Here is a 3,840-nt window from a genome sequence, read left to right as displayed (position 1 = left end):
CCTACCGCCTGCGCCGCTGCACTGGCCGTGTTGGAAGTCTTCGAAGAGGAAAATATTCTTGAGAAAAGCCGAGCGCTGGGTGAAAAGCTAGCAGCGCGTTTTGGCGAGTGGCAGACCAAGTTCGACTGCATTGATCATGTGCGCAACATGGGCGCTATGGCGGCATTTGAGCTGGTCTCGAACAAAACGGATCGCACGCCCAATCCAGAACTTGCCGCAGCGCTGTGTAAGAAAGCCCGTGAGGAAGGGTTGATCCTGCTCTCCTGCGGCATGTACGGCAATACGATTCGCTTTTTGATGCCTGTCACGATTGAAGACAGCGTCCTCAACGAAGGGCTGGATATTATCGAATCTTGTTTGGAATCGCTGGTTTAGCAGTTAGTAGCGCCAACATAGACGCCGCCCAATCGGGCGGCGTTTGACTATTTCTTGTATACGTAGTGCAAGAACCAGTGCAAGAACCAGCACAAGCCAAAGCCCCCCCCTCCCAGACCGATTTCAACCGCCCTGTCGCTATTCAGTCCCTTCTCGTCGCTATTAGAAATAGTTGGCTGGTCAATGACTGTAGTTTAAGAAATATCTTCAATAATAAACAGTGGGGAAGATTGCATGATTTCTAAAACTACTATGAAAAACAGCAGTTTTAAACCGGTCAGTAAAGCGTCCATGGTGTTAGGTATGTTGCTGGTTAGCGGCTACTCCTATGCACAGTCAATCAATATGGATTTTTCTAATGAATATAACGCTACGTCAATACATGCTCAGGGAGATGCTTACTTTATTGATAAAGTAAAAGAGCTAACAGATGGCGATATAGGTATTACGCTGCATACGGGGGGAGCATTAGGTTTTAACTCAGGTGACCACTTTTATGCTGTCGCCGATGGAGCCGTTGATATAGCCGATACATTATCGGGCACCATGAGCGGGATCGATTCTATTTTTCTGCTCTCTTCCTTACCGTTTATTGTAGAAGACATCGAAGATGCACGGCGCCTATATGAAATAGCTAAACCCTACTATGAAGAGGTATTTGAAGATAATGATCAAATATTACTCTATGCATCTCCCTGGCCACCCAGCGGTATCTGGTCAAAAACAGCAATAGCCAATCAGAGCGATCTTGAAAATTTGAAAATCCGTACCTTTGATCGCAATGGAACGGAGACCTTTCGCAACGTGGGAGCTTCCCCTGTGAGTCTGTCCTGGGGCGATGTGGTGCCGCAGTTGGCGACCGGCGGCATCAGCGCGGTATTAACCTCGGCAGAAGCCGGCGCCAACGGCAGTTTCTGGGAACATCAAGATCATTTTTCAGCGGTTCAATATGCCATTCCGCTTAATATGGTCCATATGAATAAGGCCGTATTTGATTCATTGAGCGCTGAACAGCAACAAGCCCTTCTTGAAGCAGCCAACCTGACCGACCAGCATAACTGGGCGGCGGTTGAGGTCCGTACCGAAGAAAACTACCAGACGCTTGGCGAGCATGACGTAGCTATCAGTGACCCCGTCTCAGCTGATTTGCTGAATGCCCTCTCTGAAGCATCCACCAGCGTTGTTGAGAACTGGCTTGAAAACACCGGTGATATGGGTCAGTCAATTTTGACTGAGTTCAGAGGCCAGCAATGATCTTGCTAAAAGGCATGGAGCGTATCTCCATGCTGCTTAATAGGATCGGTGCAGTGATTGCTATCATGCTGATTGTTTACATGCTGGGGCATATTCTGCTGGAGATAGCACTGAGATTTTTTGGCCACTCCACCTATATCCTGGATGAGTATATTGGCTATGCAGTCGCCACCATGTCTTTTCTGGGCCTTCCTTATGTGCTTGAAAAAGGAGGGCTTATCAGAGTCTCCCTGTTACTTGAGCGGATCCCGGTAAATAGGCGGTGGCCGCTTGAGTTTTTCAGTAGCCTATTAACTGCCAGCTGCTTTTTATGGATATCTACGTTCTGGTTTCAGAATGTTCAGCGAAGCTTTAGCCGCGGTGTGGTCAGTGAAACACTCGCGGAAACGCCTATCTGGATACCTGAAGGCGCCATACTGATTGGCATGTGGCTGATCTCTTTTTCGCTTCTTGTCAGAGCCTTGAAAATACTGATGCTGCGCTCTCAGTACTTGCCTGTAGCTGAATAAGATTTAACTGATGGGAAGTGACTCATGGACATTTTTTGGACGGCTATCGGCGTTGCGTTTCTGCTGCTTTTCTTACTGACCATGGGGACATGGATTTTTGCCGCCATGCTGGCAGTTTCCATTGGCTCTCTCTGGCTGTTTGGAGATTTCAGTGCAGACCGCATTGGCCTGATTTTATCGCGAATTTTATACCGAGCTAGCAATAGCTGGGAGTTATCTGCGATTCCCCTGTTTATTCTCATGGGAGAATTGATATTTCGCTCCAATATCTCTGAGCGCCTGTTTAAGGGTTTGGTGCCGATTACCAGCCACTTGCCTGGCGGAATTCTGCATACCAATGTTTTGGGTTGCACCCTGTTTGCGGCGGTGAGCGGTTCAAGTGCGGCGACAACGGCCACGATTGGTAAAATTACCACGCAAGAGCTGAAACAGAGAGGCTACGACAGAAACCTATCCATTGGCTCATTAGCGGGTGCCGGTAGCCTGGGTCTATTGATACCACCATCGATTGTGATGATCGTCTATGGTGTTCAGGCCGAAGTATCCATCAGTCAGCTGTTTATGGCGGGCGTGGTGCCCGGGCTGTTGATAGCCTTTCTATACAGCTGCTATATCGGCTTCAGATCATGGATGGCGCCATCATTAGCACCGAAGAGTGTGATATCTGATCAGACGATCTGGCAGTCCTTTGTATTGCTGCTGCCCATATTGGTGCTGATCTCCATCGTGATTGGATCAATCTATAGCGGTATTGCAACGCCTTCAGAGGCGGCAGCGGTGGGTGTCGGCGCCACTTTGCTGCTATTAGGGTTTGAAAGACAGTTAAACATCAGGCTGTTTGTTGATGCATTTCGTGGAACGCTAATAACGTCGATTATGGTCTGTAGCCTTCTCATCGCGGCCACGCTTTTATCCACGGCGATGGGGTATCTACACCTGCCGCGTGAGTTGGCCGGATGGATTGCCGAGCAGGACTTCAGCCCCATGGTGCTGCTGTTTGCCCTGGCCATTTTCTATATCGTGCTGGGGCTGTTCCTGGATGGCATTTCGATTACCGTGATGAGCCTGCCAATCACGCTGCCGATTGTCTTGCTAGCGGGATTTGACCCCATCTGGTTCGGTATCTTCCTGATTATCATGATTGAGCTTGGACAAATTACGCCGCCCGTCGGTTTCAATCTCTTTGTGCTGCAAAGCCTGACAGGCGAAAGTATCAGCCGCGTGGCATGGGCTTCGCTACCATTTTTCCTGCTCATGTGTGTAGCTGCACTGCTTGTCAGTATCTGGCCACAAATAGCTCTATGGTTGCCCAGCGTCATGGCCGGTTAAGTGCAGGTAGCTGTTAAAAAATGCCGCCCGATCCAATCGGGCGGCGTTGCTTTAACGCGGACGTCGGTCGCCTTCGAGGAAATTAGCCGTAAAGACCGCTTTGCCGTGAGTCTCGAACGACCACTTCATGACATCGCTTAAAGCGGCCATCACCGCATCGAATTCTCCGAACACTTGGGTACTCATTCGATTAGGGTGAACTTCTAATCCTGTCGCTTCCAAACGTTTTACCACGTCTTTCACCACTGGCTTAAAATCATCGGCCAGCGGGTAATAGCTTAGCTGTACGGAAAGATACATCCTGCCTCCTTATACGCTTTATGCGCGCTTACTGGCTCCCTGTGAAAAGCGCTGCCATGCCGCCAGTATGGCC

The 3,840-nt window shown here is 49.4% G+C and carries 6 protein-coding genes (1 of these 6 running past the window's edge); 4 read left to right on the top strand and 2 right to left on the bottom strand.

Features of this window, described 5'->3' with window-relative positions:
* The 4 genes from INT22_RS21355 to INT22_RS17150 all read left to right on the top strand — a co-directional run.
* Positions 1-375, top strand: a 375-nt coding sequence (locus INT22_RS21355; RefSeq protein WP_226912851.1) for an aminotransferase class III-fold pyridoxal phosphate-dependent enzyme, incomplete at its 5' end; no start/stop codon positions are given.
* Positions 376-609: 234 nt separating this feature from the next.
* Positions 610-1,629, top strand: a complete 1,020-nt coding sequence (locus tag INT22_RS17160) for a TRAP transporter substrate-binding protein (RefSeq protein ID WP_193068637.1) — start codon at positions 610-612, stop codon at positions 1,627-1,629.
* Positions 1,626-2,138: a TRAP transporter small permease gene (locus tag INT22_RS17155; protein ID WP_193068636.1), complete on the top strand. Its 513-nt coding sequence runs from the start codon at positions 1,626-1,628 to the stop codon at positions 2,136-2,138. Before INT22_RS17160 ends, INT22_RS17155 begins: the two co-directional genes overlap by 4 nt.
* 24 nt (positions 2,139-2,162) lie before the next feature.
* Positions 2,163-3,467, top strand: a complete 1,305-nt coding sequence (locus INT22_RS17150) for a TRAP transporter large permease (protein ID WP_193068635.1) — start codon at positions 2,163-2,165, stop codon at positions 3,465-3,467.
* A gap of 51 nt (positions 3,468-3,518) precedes the next feature.
* Here INT22_RS17150 and INT22_RS17145 read toward each other — a convergent pair whose 3' ends face one another.
* Both INT22_RS17145 and INT22_RS17140 read right to left on the bottom strand, forming a co-directional pair.
* The gene (locus tag INT22_RS17145) at positions 3,519-3,767 is read right to left on the bottom strand and encodes a YkoF family thiamine/hydroxymethylpyrimidine-binding protein (RefSeq protein WP_030069625.1); all 249 of its coding nucleotides are present in this window, start codon (positions 3,765-3,767) and stop codon (positions 3,519-3,521) included.
* 28 nt (positions 3,768-3,795) lie between these two features.
* A protein-coding gene (locus INT22_RS17140; protein ID WP_193068634.1) for an alpha/beta fold hydrolase crosses the window boundary here: on the bottom strand, positions 3,796-3,840 show its 3' portion. It continues 792 nt past the right edge of the window; 45 of the gene's 837 nt are visible here — the last part of the coding sequence; its start codon lies off the right edge, out of view; the stop codon is at positions 3,796-3,798.

This window comes from Halomonas sp. 3D7M (genome assembly GCF_014897885.1).
GTDB lineage: Bacteria > Pseudomonadota > Gammaproteobacteria > Pseudomonadales > Halomonadaceae > Vreelandella.
This window is presented reverse-complemented; position numbering and strand designations above follow the sequence as displayed.

Coding starts and splice junctions, on each gene's coding strand:
- INT22_RS17160 (WP_193068637.1), top strand. CDS start 610: ATGATTTCTAAAACTACTATGAAAAACAGCAGTTTTAAACCGGTCAGT.
- INT22_RS17155 (WP_193068636.1), top strand. CDS start 1,626: ATGATCTTGCTAAAAGGCATGGAGCGTATCTCCATGCTGCTTAATAGG.
- INT22_RS17150 (WP_193068635.1), top strand. CDS start 2,163: ATGGACATTTTTTGGACGGCTATCGGCGTTGCGTTTCTGCTGCTTTTC.
- INT22_RS17145 (WP_030069625.1), bottom strand. CDS start 3,767: ATGTATCTTTCCGTACAGCTAAGCTATTACCCGCTGGCCGATGATTTT.